Below are 14,917 nucleotides of genomic sequence, written 5' to 3' on the forward strand. Positions count from 1 at the left end.
AAAAACAGAATCTTAACTATTGTTGAGTTCAAGCAGATTAGGCAATGTCTGTTACAACGACGACCAACAGCTCAGCTTGAGCCCCCAACCTATCAATAGGTATAAAGTTTTAGATGAATTAGTCGATACCAATATTTTGGGAAAAACGTTGTGCTAATGGAGATAAAATGAGAATTAAATCATTCGCAAGCAACTCTACTGGATATAGGATAACCATGAAAAAACATTGTCAAAACATCATCGAGCTTCTGGACGAAGAGCAAAATCTCATTGACAAATTCAAAGGACAGGAACCAAGCGAAACTGATTCCAATCGTTTGGAAGAGATTAAGAAAAGTATATCTGCAAATATCGGACTCCTCACCGATCACAACAATTCATTGCGGGGATGATGAAACCTAATGTGAACCAACCGCCCACTGAGGCGGTTTTTTATTGCCTGAAAACGGAGCAAACCATGAACTATGCAGACTCGGCCGACGAGGCCAGCTCCCGCCAGCAGCAGGCCATTGACGTGGCGCTGGCGAACCGTAAACCACCCGCTGCGCTGTCGGCTGTGTGCCTGAATGGCGACTGCGGTGAACCATCACGGCCCGGAACCAGCTACTGCTGCCCGGAGTGCCGCGAAGACGCGGAGAAGTGGCAGCGTGCCACTCAGCAGAAAGCTGTGGGGTGAATGTCACCGGCCGCAGAGAACGCGCTAAGGGACGTAGCGCGCAAATGTAGGAGCGAGATTAAATCAGCCACCAACGGCAGGCCCAAAGCAGAGCACGACCGAATCATCACCGCCCTTCTCGATCATCACGCTAAATCAATTTCCTGCCTGCCGCCCGGTACGTTCCCGGCCAAACGCTGGCTGTCGTACTACGTCCGTCAGGTGGATAAGGAGCTATCGAAATGAGACAGATTCCCTCCCGTCAGATAGCGGTTGTTGGCACCCACGTTGTCACCGGTCAGCAGGTGTTTTTTCCCTCGGCCTACTACGCGCCGGGGTTTAACCGCTCCGGCATCAAAGAGGCCATCAGTGGCCGGGCGAAAACACACCGCGGCTACGCCTGGCGCTATGCAACAAATACCGAGCGCGAAAATCTTGAGCAGCACTAACACAGAATTGGTGGTATAACTGTGTTGATACGTCTTAAGGGGATGAATATAGTGAGAAAATGTACTGTAAAGCAGATCAGTAATGAGTTGATTGTCACTATAAGTGGTCAGCCAGCCGTGCACACTTTTACATATAATAATGAAGATGAGGCGTCACTTTCTAAACCTCAATTACGTGACTTAATATGGGCGATTGAACGAGTTTATAAAAACCAAGAGGACAATTGAATGAACATTGAAAGAAAAGAGATCTATGACATGATACTTTTCAAAGGTCATTCTGGAAAAGATGTTACTCTTCAATCATATGAAGGGACTTTTCCTATTAAAGAAAATAGCGTTTCGATCAATGAAAAAGATTATCAGTTAACAGTAATAAAAGTCAAAGAGACCTTAGGGGATAAGTCTTTTTTAGTGGCACATGACGAACCTCTAGAGAGAGCAACCTTCGTACAGGCTTTGAAAGATTTCAATCCCGCTCCACTTCCTATAAAAGTCTAACCGCCACTCGGCGGTTAATCTCATCATTTCACGACGAAATAACACCCACATTACATCGTAAGTAACGAGTTTTCTGTGCCAGCATTCGCCCAGTGGCAATGCTGAACTTGGCGTTTCCGCGGCGCAACATATCCGGCAAGGCTAAATAATGAAAACTCCAACGCATTCGGGAAAGTGTACTGGGAGGGCAGGCAGGTTTCATGCAACTGTCCCGCGTATGACTTCCCGCACCGGTTCGGCGGTGGCGGCTGCAACGGCTACCACATGGCGAAGAACTGCTTTGAAAACCGGCTCAGCTGCACGCAGTGCAACTGCCTGCACACTGGCGGGTGTGACGGCGTAAACGAGACCGAAGCGCCAGCAGAGTGCCCTTACGTTTTAGATTTTTGCTCCTACGACCAGATCACCATTTCCCGCAGACCAAAGCACTGACCTCCGAGGCTCCAATACAATGACCGATCACACAATAAGCCCCTACTGCGCGGCGCTGGCAGCCCTACGCGCAGCACCCACGCACAAGCTGAAGGAAGTCGGCGACCAGTGGCGATCGCCGGAGGCTATCTGGTGGGGGATCAACGCAATGTTCGGCCCGTTCGTGCTCGACCTGTTTGCCGATGCCAGCAACGCGAAGTGCGAGGCGTTCTACAGTGCCGAAGACAACGCGCTGACGCAAGACTGGAGCGCCCGCCTGGCGGAGCTGCGCGGTGCGGCCTATGCCAACCCACCCTATTCCCGCGCCAGCCAGCACGATGGCCAGTACATCACCGGGATGCGTCAAATCATGGCCCACACGCTGGCGATGCGCGAACTGGGCGGCCGGTACGTGTTTCTGATTAAGGCCGCCACCGGCGAGGTGTGGTGGCCGGAGAATGCGGATCACGTTTCGTTTATCCGCGGGCGCATCAGCTTTGACCTGCCGGAGTGGTACCGGCCAGCGCCCGGCCAGCCGTCGGAATCATCCGCCGGTTTCGGCGCGGCGATCGCGGTTTTTGATAAGGCCTGGCGGGGCGAGCGGTTCGGCTACACCAGCCGGGACGAGCTGGAGGAGCGCGGCGCGGTACTCCAGCGACAGATAGAACTGGCAGCGGCGCGCCTGCACCCGCCGGTGGCAGCCACTCCTGCACCGCCTGCAGAGTTGTGTGCCTCCTGCAGTCAACCAGCAGCGCCAGCAGCGCCAGCAGCGCCAGCAGCGCCAGCAGCGCCAGCAGCGCCAGCAGCGCCAGCAGCGCCAGCAGCGCCAGCAGCGCCAGCAGCGGAGAATGACGTGTGGCCGATCGAAGTCAACCGCCTGGCCGTACAAATTGAGCATCTTGCCGATCTGGAGCCGGAGCACCAGCGCAAGGTGAAGCACCACATCAACACCCTGCTGCTTGACCGCACGCCATCCGGCGTAATTATCGCAACCGCGCAGGCCCTCACCAGTACTTTCGGGAACCTTCCAGCATGAGAGAATTAATCGTCGATAACTTCGCCGGCGGCGGCGGAGCCAGCACCGGTATTGAGGCGGCAACTGGCCGCAGCGTGGATATCGCCATCAACCACGACCCAAATGCGATCGCCATGCACAGCACCAATCACCCGGAGACGCTGCACTACTGCGAATCGGTCTTTGACATCAACCCGGTGGCGGCCACCGCCGGCGCGCCGGTTGCGCTAGCCTGGTTCTCGCCGGACTGCCGGCACTTCAGCAAGGCCAAAGGCAGCACCCCGGTGAAGAAGGAGATCAGAGGGCTGGCGTGGATCGTCCTGCGCTGGGCGCTGGCTACCCGGCCCCGGTCAATGATGCTGGAGAACGTGGAGGAATTCAAAACCTGGGGGCCGCTGCTGGCAGATGAGGATCGGCCAGACCCGGCGCGCGCTGGCGAAACCTTCGCTGCGTTCGTCAGCATGCTCAGCACCGGCGTACCAGCTGATCACCCGGCGCTCGATGAGGCATGCGACTTCCTGCAGATTGACCGGAACGGGCAGGAAGCGCAGCGGCTGACTGCCGGACTCGGTTACACCGTCGAACACCGCGAGCTGCGCCCGTGCGATTACGGCGCGCCGACGATCCGCAAACGCTTCTTCATGGTGATGCGCTGCGACGGGCGGCCGGTGGTGTGGCCGGACGCTAGCCACGGCGATCCGAAAAGTCTGGCGGTGCAAAGCGGCCAGCTCAAACCGTGGCGCACGGCGGCGGAGTGCATTGACTGGGATATCCCCTGCCCGTCGGTATTTGGCCGCAAGAAGCCACTGGCGGAGAACACAATGCGGCGCATCGCCCGCGGCATTCAGCGCTTCGTGATCGACAACCCGACGCCGTTTATCGTGAAGTGCAATCACACCAGCAACCGAACCAAATACGAATGCTTCCGGGGGCAGTCGCTTTATGATCCGCTGCACACCATTACCAAAACACACGGCTTTGCTGTCGTCACGCCGCACATCACCAAATTCCGTACCGGGGCCACCGGGCAGGAAGTTACCGAGCCTCTGCCAACGGTAACCGCCGGCGCTTCAGCGCGGCCAGGCGGCAACGGCCACGCGCTGGGGATGGTTGAAGCGCACCTGACACCGTTTCTCGCCGGTGCTGGCGGATCGTACCAGGCCAAGCCCCGCAGCTGCGAGAAGCCCGCGCACACCATCCTGAAGGAATCGCGCTGCTGCGTTATTGCACCAGTGATCGCCCGTCAGTTCGGCAGCAGCATCGGCCACGCTGCGGATCAGCCCAGCGGCACCATTACTGCCGGCGGCGGCGGCAAGAGCCAGCTGGTCAGCCCGACGCTGATCCAGATGGGCTACGGCGAGCGGCCGGGACAGGCACCCCGGGTGCTGGACATCCATAAGCCCGTCGGGACGGTCACCGCCGGCGGCAACAAGTTTGCTGTCGCCAGCGCGTTTATGGCCAAACATTTCGGCGGGAATTACACCGGCCCCGGCGCACCGCTGGACGGCCCGGCCCACACGGTCACCACCACGGATCACCACGCACTGGTGACGGCGCAGATTATCGGTTGCGGCGGCCGGGCCGGGCAAAGCCGACCGCGCGATTCATCCGAGCCACTACAGACCATTACGGCGAAAGCTGACAGCGCAGTAGTTACCTCTCACCTGGTGAAGCTGCGCGGCACCTGCAAAGACGGCCAGCGCACCGACCAGCCAATGCCAACTATCACGGCCGGCGGCCAGCACGTCGGCGAGGTGCGCACCTGCCTGGCGGTTCACGACTACGACGAGGATCGCGCGGCGCTGGCGGCAGAGTTCCTGCACCAGCACGGCATGAGCGAGTTTGTTCAGGTGGAGGGCGTGACGTATCGGATCGTCGACATCGGCATGCGCATGCTGCAGCCGAAAGAGCTCTACGCCGCGCAGGGCTTCCCGTCCTGGTATGTCATCGACCGTGATTACCGCGACAACACCTATTCGAAGGATAAGCAGGTAGCGCGCTGCGGCAACGCCGTGCCGCCACAGTTCGCCGAGGCGCTGGTGCGGGCCAATCTGCCAGAGCTGTGCACCAATCGCGATCAGCAGGTCGCATAACCATCCCCAACAAAGAGGCACTTATGACCGATACTACCCTGATCAAAGAAAGCGAAGTGATGGCCAAGCTGCATATCGCTTCACGCACCACCATGTGGAAATACTGCCGGGATCACAACTTTCCCAAGCCGGTTCGCACCCACCCCAAAGCCTACCTGCGGGCGGCAGTGGATGAGTGGTTGCTGAATGGAGGTATTAACCCGAAAGTTTCCTGACGTGCCACATCAGCTTCTCAGCGTGCAGCTCGTAAGCCTGCCGCTGATCCTCCAGCCAGTCGTGTTTGTTATAAACCGACATCACTCCACCCAGCTCATGCCCCAGCATTCTCTCTGTGACGTGCGGGGCTACCCCTTCTTCGGATAAGCGCGTGACCAGGGTGCGCCTGAAGTCATGCGCCCGCCAGTAGCTCAACTCCAACCCTTCTCTTATTCTCAGAATGTACCGGTTTGCCGCAGCCATAGTTATCGGCTGCGTGATTTCCGCGCCAGGAAACAGGATTTGATCGTAGGTCAGCATCGCTTTTTCGAGGAGAGGCACAATCTGTTTGAAAATAGGCCTGCGGATCACATTGCCCATTTTGCTGTGCTCTTTCGGTACTGTCCAGATTCCGCTCTCCAGATCGAACTCTTTACGCTCTGCCAGCCGCAGTTCTGAAACCCTCGCGCCCCACAGTATCAGCATCTGGTGCAGCAGCTTATTGGAAGTGGCGGCCCGGCTACGCTCAATCGCAACCCAGATCTGCGCAAGTTCCGGGTAAGTCAGTACGCGGCTACCGATTTCCGACCGCACGCCAACGTCCCGGGGGGATACACGCATCACAGCGCAGCTTTCAATGACCTGCCGGCGGATACACCAGCTGATTGCAGATCGCATCTGCGCCAGCAACTGCCTGGCCCGACGTGGGTTGATCTGCTCCTCTTTGGCGAACAGATCCACCCATTGCTTTACGGAAACATCTGCTGCAGGTCTGCCGGGGAATGCGTCACGCATCAGCCTGATCAGGGTGGTCTGATACAGTATCTGGGTTGCAGGTCTGAGCGATACTGTCACGTAATGCTCATTCCAGTAGTCCAGACAATCGGCCACTGTCATCACCGCCTCACCGGCCGATTTTTCAAAATGCGTCCGCGGGTCGATGTCTCTATCATACATCACACGTAGATCAGCGGTCAGCGTGCGGGCATCCTTCAGACTGAGGGCGGGATATCTGCCCAGAGTGATGCGACTGGCCTTTCCCTGCCAGCGGTAACGATACTGGAAGGTGATCACCCCTTTCGGTGAAACACGCACGCCGAGGCCATCGCCGTCTGCGACTTCAGGACTGCCGGAATATGGTTTACCATGTAGGGAGCGGAGCTTAGTATCACTGAGAGCCATAATAATATTCTGTACGCACTGGTTTTAGGATTCTGTACCCATTCTGTACACATCATGACATGTACAAACGAGATCAGCAATGAACAACTGTAAGCATATACAGTGTAAATTACCTTACAGGCACACCTGAAAATCAAGCAACTGAATGATTTATCAAACAAAAGTGAACGGAACTAAAATTTGAAGAACAAACCCGAACAGCCAACCTTCCTCTTTCATGATTACGAAACCTTCGGTAAAAGTCCGTCGCTGGACCGCCCTGCGCAGTTTGCGGCGATCCGTACCGATATGGATTTCAACCCGATCGGCGAGCCGGAGGTGTTTTACTGCCGGCCTGCCGACGACTATCTGCCGCAGCCGGAAGCGGTGATGATTACCGGCATCACCCCACAGGTGGCGCGGGCGCGCGGCGTCAGCGAGGCGGAGTTTACCCAGCGCATTCACCAGCTGTTCAGCCAGCCGAATACCTGCGTGGTCGGCTACAACAACGTGCGCTTCGACGACGAAGTGACCCGCAACCTGCTGTACCGCAACTTCTACGATCCGTACGCCTGGAGCTGGCAGCACGGCAACAGCCGCTGGGATCTGCTGGACGTGATGCGCGCCTGCTATGCGCTGCGCCCGGACGGCATCAACTGGCCGGAAAACGATGACGGCTTCCCAAGCTTCCGCCTGGAGCACCTGACCCGCGCCAACGGCGTGGCGCATGAGAACGCGCACGACGCGATGTCCGACGTCTGGGCGACCATCGCCATGGCGAAACTGGTCAAGGAGCAGCAGCCGCGGCTGTATGAGTTCCTGTTCAGCCACCGCAATAAGCAGAAAATCAGCACGCTGATTGATATTCCGCAGATGAAGCCACTGGTGCATATCTCCGGCATGTTCGGCGCGGCGCGCGGCAACACCAGCTGGATTGCGCCGCTGGCGTGGCACCCGGATAACCGCAACGCGCTGATCACCTGCGACCTGGCGGGCGATCTCACCCCGCTGCTGGAGCTGGACGCAACACAGCTGCGTGAACGGCTGTATACCCGCCGTGATGAACTGGGTGACCTGGCGCCGGTGCCGCTGAAGCTGCTGCATATCAACAAGTGCCCGGTGGTGGCCCCGGCCAATACCCTGCGCCCGGAAGATGCCGAACGGCTGGGGGTGGACCGTCAGCGCTGTCTGGCAAATCTCGCCCTGCTGCGCCAGCACCCGGAAATCCGTGAAAAAGTGGTGGCGCTGTATGCCGAGGCCGAACCGTTTGCCGCTTCAGATGACGTGGATGCGCAGCTGTATAACGGCTTCTTCAGCGATGCCGATCGCCAGGCGATGAACATTATTCGCCAGACGCCCCCTGCCCATCTGCCGGCGCTGGATATCACCTTTAACGACGCGCGCATAGAGAAGCTGCTGTTCCGCTTCCGCGCGCGCAACTTCCCCGGCACGCTGGACGACGCCGAGCAGCAGCGCTGGCTGCAGCACCGCCGCGAAGTGCTCAGCCCGGAGCGGGTACAGAATTATCTGCAGGAACTTGAGACACTGGCGGGCCAGTATGAAAGTGATGAAGCGAAGATCAACCAGCTGAAAGCGCTGTTTGCCTGGGCACGCGAACTGGTTTCCTGACGCCCTGCCCCGGGATCGCAGACAATTCCTTCCCAGGGACGTACCACATCTAAAGCGATGGAAGTCATTCACCGAACCCACCGATGACCAGCAGACGACACAGAACCTGACGCGATGGGAGCCTGTACACGGAGTAAAGCATCACGGGCCATGGAGGGCCCGTGCTGAGCCGCCAGGGATGGCGCTTTTTGCGTCTTTACGGAGTGTACAGGCTCCCTGAGCCATGCTCCGTACCAGCAGGCGAAGAGAACCCGCAGACCACTCAACACGAAAAAGCGAAGGGAGCCTGTACATGGAGTAAAGCATCACGGGCCATGGAGGGCCGTGCTGAGCCGCCAGGGATGGCGCTTTTTGCGTCTTTACGGAGTGTACAGGCTCCCTGAGCAAGGCGCTGTGATATCAGGCGGCATACCACGGGCAGGCGGTTAACAGGCAACCCGAACCAGCCACAAATAAAAAGGGCGCCAGCGGCGCCCTTAACACTAACATTCAGTCAGTCAGTGGATTACATCAAATCTTCACTGCACTGCGGCACCGGGTTACGGAAGCTGCGGGTGACAAAGGCCAGGTAGATCAGGCCAACCGCGCCCCAGATCAGGCCGAGCACCATCGAGCTCTCCTCCAGGTTAACCCACAGCGCGCCCACGGTCAGCGCACCGAGCAGCGGCAGGATCAGGAAGGTGACGTTGTCCTTCAGCGTTTTGTTACGCTTTTCACGGATCCAGAACTGCGAAATCACCGACAGGTTAACGAAGGTAAACGCCACCAGCGCACCGAAGTTAATCAGCGCGGTGGCGGTGACAAGGTCCATGCTGATCGACAGCAGCGCGATCGCACCCACCAGCAGCACGTTCAGCGACGGGGTGCGCCACTTCGGATGAATGTAGCCGAAGAAACGCTCCGGGAACACGCCGTCACGGCCCATCACGTACATCAGACGCGAAACGCCCGCGTGGGCGGCCATGCCGGAGGCCAGCACGGTGACGCAGGAGAAGATCAGAATGCCGAACTGGAAGGCTTTACCCGCCACGTAGAGCATGATTTCTGGCTGCGACGCGTCCGGATCCTTGAAGCGTGAGATATCCGGGAAGTAGAGCTGCAGGAAGTAGGAGACCACCACAAAGATCACCCCACCAATCAGCGCGGTGAGGAAGATGGCTTTCGGGATCACCCGTCCAGCGTCTTTGGTCTCTTCCGACAGCGAACTGATGCCGTCAAAGCCGAGGAACGAGAAGCAGAGTATCGTCGCCCCGGTGATCATCGGCACCACGTGGGCGTTCTCCGACCAGAACGGCTTAGTGCTGACCAGCGTACCGGCCCCTTCGCCGTGCGCTACGCCCCAGACCACCATCGCCATAATGGCGACCATGACCGCGACCTGCAGCACCACGATAACGCTGTTAAAGTTGGCGACGGTTTTAATGCCCTTCAGGTTAGAGAGGGTCATAAAGCCGACCAGCAGAACCACAAAGATCCAGGAAGGGACGCCGGGAACCAGCGCTTCCCAGTAAATCTTCGCCAGCAGAATGTTGATCATCGGCATAAACAGATAATCAAGCAGCGAAGACCAGCCGACCATAAAGCCGACGTGGGGGCTGATCGCCTTCTGTGCGTATGTATACGCCGAACCCGCGGACGGGAAGCGACGCACCAGCTGGCCGTAGCTCAGCGCGGTGAACAGAATAGCAATCAGCGCAAATGCGTATGCGGTAGCCACGTGACCATCGGTCAGGCCGGAAACGATGCCAAAAGTATCGAACAATGTCATAGGCTGCATATAGGCCAGCCCCATCATTACGACAGGCAACAACGTCAGCGTTTTTTTCAGGTGTGCGCGTGGCTGCGCGGAGGTATTAAGCGACATGGCTCAGCCTCCCCATAGCGTCAACCTTGCCGGGTTGAACCACAGGGAAACGTCGCGTAGTGCGCGAGTTTTTCATTTGAGGTGTCAGAGTAGTACGGGCGGGGGTGCAGGTGAAACCTGACGCGGCGCCGTAGTCGTCGCGCTGGCGGATACCGGCGCTGACGGGAGTAAGGTGGTGTTGCCCCATTGTTGTTTCCTCAGTAAAAACACGTCTCTACGCGTATGTAAAAGCGACTATCTATCCGGCATTTAACCGGCCTCGTTTGGTGCGAAATTGCGTTTTCCTGCACAAAAAAAAACCGGCCGCCGGAGTAAATCAGCGTCGGTTGCGATGGTCTTCTTTTTGCAGAGGCAATATTTTGCCCCAAAATAGCGCGCGATGGCAAGCCCCTTTGCCGGGCGGTAACAATTATTCACAACAAAAGCGGATACCTGCGTCTGTTCGGGCTTACGGGCCCTGGCAACCCGTACGCTACCCTCAGGCGTTTTTCAGCATCCAGTCAATTTCAGTGGCGGTAACCAGCCGCTCGAAATGCATCAGTTCATGGTACTTACAGCTGTGCCAGACAAAGGCAAAGCGCTGGCCGAGCTGTTTCTGCAGCGCCAGGCTCTCTTCAAAGGCGACCAGCGCGTCGCTCTGGCGGGTCGGCAGCGGCCTGCCGTCGGCTTCATGGCCGTTACCGGTAATCGCCGCCGGCAGCGGCAGCGGGTTGTCCAGCCCGTGCAGGATGCCGGCGAGGATCGCCGCCATCACCAGATAGGGGTTGGCGTCCGCGCCGGCCACCCGATACTCCACCCGGTGGTTATGGCGGTCGCTGCAGGGGATGCGCAGCGCCACGGTGCGGTTGTTGTGCCCCCACGAGGCCTGCAGCGGCACGTAGGAATCCGGCAGAAAACGCCGGTAGGCGTTGACGTTGGGGGCCAGCAGCGCCATTGAGGCGGGCAGCAGATCGATCATTCCTGCCAGCGCACGTTTCAACAGCGGGGAGTCTCCCCCGTCTTCCAGCGCAAAGACGTTGCGCTGCGCCTCATCAAACAGGCTGATATGCACGTGCATACCGCTGCCGGCAAACTCTTCATAGGGTTTTGCCATAAAGGTGGCGTTCATGCCGTGCTGTTCCGCCACCTGGCGGATCAGGCGCTTCAGCTGCACCGCGTCGTCGCAGGCGCTGAGCACGTCGCGGGTGTGGTGCAGGTTGACCTCAAACTGGCCGGGTGACGCTTCGGCCAGCGCGCCGTCCGCCGGAATGTTTTGCAAACGGGCGATGGTGTCTATCTGGCCGAGAACGTCGGCGAAATGATCGAGATTATCGACTGAATAGACCTGATTTTGCAGATTGCGCTCGTCGCTGCCCGGCGCGCACGGCGGCTGGATATACCCTTCCGCATCGCGCTCCTTATCGACCAGATAGAACTCCAGCTCTACCGCTACCACCGGAGAGAGTCCTCGTTTGCGCAGCTGCTGCCACAGCGCATCGAGCACGTTTCGGGGTTCAACGTCAAAGGGAGTACCATCTTGATTACGCATGGTCAGCAACAGCTGCGCGAGGTGCTGCGGGTCTGCCGCGGAGGGAATTAGCGTGCCGCCGACCGGCAGGCAGAGGTTATCCGGTTCACCGAGCGACTGCCCGAGCCCGGACTCTTCAACGGTATTGCCAAGGATGTCCATGGCGAACACCGAGGCCGGGAAGTAGCAGCCCTTCTCAAGCTTACGCAGGCTGGTGATGGGGAGGCGTTTACCGCGAAACACGCCGTTAAGATCGTTGAGCAGGATATCGACATACTGGGTTTCGGGATAGCGTTCCAGGTAGCCAGCAACTTCTGCCTGGAACGCGCTGGTTCGTTTCTCTTCACTTAAACGCGTGAAATCTTCCACTTCGACAATATTGGTCATAATGCCACCCGTCAGGTTGTGCCAGCTGAGAGGAAGGCTGCTCAAAATAACAGCCACATATTTAACATAGCGCTTACGCATAGGCTGCGCAACGCGCAGGAATGCGACTTTTTTAGCCCGATCACGTTTGAATATTGACCACCCGGTTGCTAGATTGAAAATATATTGCACAGTCCGGCGCTTCACGCGCCATTCCGGTTGATATTTTTTACAACGCAGCAGGGAGTGGGATGGACACTATTTTTGACAGGCCGCTGATTGGCGTGGTGATGTGCCAGGCCGATCGCCATGACCACCCGGTGCAGATGGTACATAACAAGTACCTGGACGCGGTGCAGGAGGCCGGTGGCGTTCCGCTGGCGCTGCCGCACGGGCTGTACTCTCCTTCCCTTTTAGACCGCGCGCTGTCCGCGCTGGATGGCATCTTACTGACCGGCAGCCCGAGCAATATCGAACCCCACCACTACGGCGAATCGGGCGAAGAGGCCGATGCCGATCCTGGCCGCGACCGGCTGGCTTTTGCGCTGGTCAACGCTGCACTGGTACAAAAGATGCCGCTGTTCGCCATCTGCCGCGGGTTACAGGAGCTGGTCGTCGCCTGCGGTGGCTCGCTGCACCGCCAGGTGCAGCGGGTGCCGGGCCTGCAGGATCACCGTGAAGACGCGTCGCTGCCGCTGGAGCAACAGTATGCCCCGGCGCACGACGTCTGGCCGGAGCCGGGCGGCGTGCTGGAGGCGCTGCTCGGCCACACCGCGCCGCAGACGGTGAACTCGCTGCACCAGCAGGGGATCCGTTCGCTGCCCGCTGAGCTGCGCGCAGAAGCACGGGCGGCAGACGGTCTGGTGGAGGCGGTCAGCCACCGTCAGCATCCGTTTGCGCTCGCGGTGCAGTGGCACCCCGAATGGCACAGCCGCGAGTCGGCGCTTTCACGCAGCCTGTTTGACGGTTTTATCGCCGCCTGTCAGCACTTTCATCAGGAATACCGCGCATGACCAATACCACACTTGCACCCGGCCGTCGGCTGGCCGATTTGCGCCAGGAGAAAGGGCTGTCGCAACGCCGGGTTGCCGAACTGGCCGGCCTGACCCACAGCGCCATCAGCACCATTGAGCAGGACAAAGTCAGCCCGGCGGTCAGCACCCTGCAAAAGCTGCTCAAGGTGTACGGAATGTCTCTGTCGGAGTTCTTCTCCGATGCCGTTTCCCGGCCGCCCAGGGTGGTGATTGAAGCCAGCGAACTGATCGAGATGGGCAGCCAGGGGGTGTCGCTGCGGCTGATCCCCAACAGCCGTCCGCAGCGCACGCTGGGCATGCTGCTGGAGACCTATGCGCCGGGGGCGACCACCGGCGAGAAGCTGCGCCATCAGGGCGAGGAGACCGGCACCCTGCTGGAAGGCGAGATTACCCTGACGCTGAACGGCCAGAGCTATCTGCTCACCGCCGGGCAGAGTTACGTCATTGATACCGCGCAGCCCCACAGTTTCAGCAACGTATCCGCCACGTATTGCCGCATTATCAGCGCGCATACGCCGGCCACTTTCTGACCGCACCGCCAGCCGGCAGGCGGGTTATCTTAACAAGGAGCAGGTGATGGAGCATGTGAACAGTTATTACGCCGCAACGGCCAACGATCACCCGCGCTGGCCGCGGCTGGAGGGGCAGGTTGAGTGTGACGTCTGCGTGATCGGCGGCGGCTTTACCGGCCTTTCGTCGGCGTTATTCCTCACCGAAGCAGGTTACGACGTGGTGTTGCTGGAAGCGGCGGTGGTCGGTTTTGGTGCCAGCGGGCGCAACGGTGGCCAGGTGGTGAACTCTTACAGCCGCGATATCGACGTGATCGAGCAGCGCTACGGCAAAGAGAGCGCCCGCATGCTGGGCAGTATGATGTTCGAAGGCGCGGAGATCATCCGCGACCGCATCGATCGCTACGCCATCGACTGCGACTACCGCCCAGGCGGTATTTTCGCCGCGCTCAGCGCCCGGCAGATGCGGCATCTGGAGAGCCAGCAAAAAGTGTGGCAGCGCTACGGTAATCACCATCTGGAGCTGCTGGATCAAACCGGCATTCGCCGTGAAATAGGCAGCGAGCGCTACGTCGGCGGGCTGCTGGACCTGCGCGGCGCGCACCTGCACCCGCTGAACCTGGCGCTGGGCGAGGCGGAAGCGATTCGCCGCCACGGCGGGCGTATCTACGAGCAGTCTGCCGTTACCGGCGTCACCTACGGCGCTCCGCACCGCATCACCACCGCCGGTGGCGAGGTGCGGGCGCGGTTTGTGATCTTTGCCGGCAACGCCTATCTGGCACCGCACCTTGAGCCACGGCTGGCCAGTAAAAGCCTGCCCTGCGGTTCGCAGATTATCACCACCGCCCCGCTCTCCGCGGATCTCGCGCTGTCGTTGTTGCCGAACAATCACTGCGTGGAGGACTGTAACTATCTGCTGGACTACTTCCGCCTGACCGCCGATCGCCGGCTGCTTTACGGCGGCGGCGTGGTGTACGGCGCGCGCGAGCCGCAGGACGTGGCGGCGCTGATCCGGCCGAAGCTGCTGAAAACCTTCCCGCAGCTGGCCGGCGTAAAATTTGATTACGCCTGGAGCGGCAACTTCCTGCTGACCTTGTCGCGCATGCCCCAGTTCAGCCGGCTGGAGAACGGCGTCTACGCTATGCAGGGCGACAGCGGCCACGGCGTTACCCTTACCCACCTGGCCGGCAAGCTGATCGCCGAAGCGCTCAGAGGCGACGCAGAGCGCTTCGACGCCTTCGCTGGCCTGCCCCATCTGCCGTTCCCCGGTGGCCGCCGCCTGCGCGTACCGCTGACCGCCATTGGCGCGGCCTGGTATGCGCTGCGCGACCGCCTTGGGGTGTAAACGGAGCGCCAATAACGTCAATGCGGCCGATAGCGGGCGTGTCGGTATTACATTCAGGCTACTGCCGTCGGTGGCAGGATGCACGCGATGATATCCAGGCCACTACCGTCTCTGGCAGGGCGCCCGCGATAACGTTCAGGCCACTGCCGTCGCTGGCAGGGTGCCCACCGGCGGCAGTGCTGA

Annotated in this window: 14 protein-coding genes; 11 read left to right on the forward strand and 3 right to left on the reverse strand. The window is 59.4% G+C overall.

Going from position 1 to position 14,917, the window contains the following annotated elements:
* The first annotated feature begins 167 nt into the window (after positions 1-167).
* The 7 genes from ASF13_RS24215 (at position 168) to ASF13_RS04990 (ending at position 5,339) form a co-directional block, all read left to right on the forward strand.
* Positions 168-392 carry a hypothetical protein gene (locus tag ASF13_RS24215; protein WP_156365554.1) on the forward strand — a complete coding sequence of 75 codons (225 nt, stop codon included), beginning with the start codon at positions 168-170 and terminating at the stop codon, positions 390-392.
* A gap of 65 nt (positions 393-457) precedes the next feature.
* Positions 458-676: a hypothetical protein gene (locus ASF13_RS04960; RefSeq protein WP_056233193.1), complete on the forward strand. Its 219-nt coding sequence runs from the start codon at positions 458-460 to the stop codon at positions 674-676.
* Between the two features lie 221 nt (positions 677-897).
* Positions 898-1,104: a hypothetical protein gene (locus ASF13_RS04970; protein WP_056233197.1), complete on the forward strand. Its 207-nt coding sequence runs from the start codon at positions 898-900 to the stop codon at positions 1,102-1,104.
* Between the two features lie 228 nt (positions 1,105-1,332).
* Positions 1,333-1,605, forward strand: coding sequence for a hypothetical protein (locus ASF13_RS04975; protein ID WP_056233199.1), 273 nt, complete (start codon positions 1,333-1,335; stop codon positions 1,603-1,605).
* A gap of 451 nt (positions 1,606-2,056) precedes the next feature.
* Complete coding sequence (locus ASF13_RS04980; RefSeq protein ID WP_056233201.1) at positions 2,057-3,052, forward strand: phage N-6-adenine-methyltransferase; 996 nt, start codon at positions 2,057-2,059, stop codon at positions 3,050-3,052.
* A complete protein-coding gene (locus tag ASF13_RS04985; RefSeq protein WP_056233203.1) occupies positions 3,049-5,124 on the forward strand; it encodes a DNA cytosine methyltransferase in 2,076 nt (691 codons plus the stop codon). The genes ASF13_RS04980 and ASF13_RS04985 overlap by 4 nt, the downstream gene beginning before the upstream one ends.
* A 23-nt stretch (positions 5,125-5,147) precedes the next feature.
* Positions 5,148-5,339, forward strand: a complete 192-nt coding sequence (locus ASF13_RS04990; RefSeq protein WP_056233206.1) for an AlpA family transcriptional regulator — start codon at positions 5,148-5,150, stop codon at positions 5,337-5,339.
* Here ASF13_RS04990 and ASF13_RS04995 read toward each other — a convergent pair.
* Positions 5,320-6,501 carry a site-specific integrase gene (locus ASF13_RS04995; protein WP_056233208.1) on the reverse strand — a complete coding sequence of 394 codons (1,182 nt, stop codon included), beginning with the start codon at positions 6,499-6,501 and terminating at the stop codon, positions 5,320-5,322. The two genes, ASF13_RS04990 and ASF13_RS04995, sit on opposite strands and share 20 nt — an antisense overlap.
* Positions 6,502-6,681: 180 nt before the next feature.
* On the opposite strand from ASF13_RS04995, the gene sbcB reads away from it, so the two are divergent.
* Entirely contained in the window at positions 6,682-8,109 is a 1,428-nt protein-coding gene (sbcB, locus tag ASF13_RS05000) for an exodeoxyribonuclease I (RefSeq protein ID WP_056233210.1), read from the forward strand.
* A gap of 505 nt (positions 8,110-8,614) precedes the next feature.
* Here sbcB and ASF13_RS05005 read toward each other — a convergent pair.
* The gene (locus ASF13_RS05005; protein ID WP_056233212.1) at positions 8,615-9,973 is read right to left on the reverse strand and encodes an APC family permease; all 1,359 of its coding nucleotides are present in this window, start codon (positions 9,971-9,973) and stop codon (positions 8,615-8,617) included.
* Positions 9,974-10,451: 478 nt separating this feature from the next.
* Positions 10,452-11,867, reverse strand: a complete 1,416-nt coding sequence (locus ASF13_RS05010; protein WP_056233214.1) for a glutamine synthetase family protein — start codon at positions 11,865-11,867, stop codon at positions 10,452-10,454.
* 230 nt (positions 11,868-12,097) lie between these two features.
* On the opposite strand from ASF13_RS05010, the gene puuD reads away from it, so the two are divergent.
* From puuD to ASF13_RS05025, 3 genes are read left to right on the forward strand one after another with little or no spacing between them, the layout of a single operon-like run.
* Positions 12,098-12,859 (forward strand): gamma-glutamyl-gamma-aminobutyrate hydrolase, encoded by a 762-nt coding sequence (puuD, locus tag ASF13_RS05015; RefSeq protein ID WP_056233216.1) that lies wholly within the window; start codon positions 12,098-12,100, stop codon positions 12,857-12,859.
* Complete coding sequence (gene puuR / locus ASF13_RS05020) at positions 12,856-13,410, forward strand: HTH-type transcriptional regulator PuuR (protein WP_056233218.1); 555 nt, start codon at positions 12,856-12,858, stop codon at positions 13,408-13,410. Before puuD ends, puuR begins: the two co-directional genes overlap by 4 nt.
* A 46-nt stretch (positions 13,411-13,456) precedes the next feature.
* The gene (locus ASF13_RS05025) at positions 13,457-14,734 is read left to right on the forward strand and encodes an FAD-binding oxidoreductase (protein ID WP_056233220.1); all 1,278 of its coding nucleotides are present in this window, start codon (positions 13,457-13,459) and stop codon (positions 14,732-14,734) included.
* Positions 14,735-14,917: the final 183 nt, after the last annotated feature.

This window comes from Erwinia sp. Leaf53 (assembly GCF_001422605.1).
Lineage (GTDB): Bacteria > Pseudomonadota > Gammaproteobacteria > Enterobacterales > Enterobacteriaceae > Erwinia.